Origin of the sequence: Streptomyces sp. 4F14 (assembly GCF_048159485.1) — a bacterium.
Lineage (GTDB): Bacteria > Actinomycetota > Actinomycetes > Streptomycetales > Streptomycetaceae > Streptomyces.
This window is the reverse complement of the sequence record NZ_JBLRVY010000464.1, coordinates 1-300: the sequence shown is the minus strand read 5'-3', so window position 1 is coordinate 300 and position 300 is coordinate 1. Positions and strand designations below refer to the sequence as shown.

The 300-nt window shown below is 65.0% G+C and carries 1 pseudogene; it reads right to left on the bottom strand.

Features of this window, described 5'->3' with window-relative positions:
• A pseudogene (locus ACLZOT_RS51610) lies at positions 1 to 300 on the bottom strand (Tat pathway signal sequence domain protein); the annotation flags it as partial.

Genomic DNA, 300 nt, shown 5'->3' with positions numbered 1-300 from the left:
GGCTCGGTGATCTGCATGCCCCAGAAGGTGGACTTCTTGGTGAAGGCGCCCATCCGCTGCTGCCATTCGACCTGGCCCTTGGCGACCTCGGGGAAGTCGGGATGCGCGATGGTCGAGGCGGGGCCGTCCACCATGACGTAGGCGTTCATCACCTCCAGGTTGCCCTGGTCGGTCTTGGCGGGGACACCGTCCTTGACGGTGTAGTGGGTGCCCTCCACGCCGTAGTTGGTCATCATGTACTCCTTGGTGCCGTACGGCGCCGCGGTGACATTGGCGACGGCGAGCACATCGCGGATGACC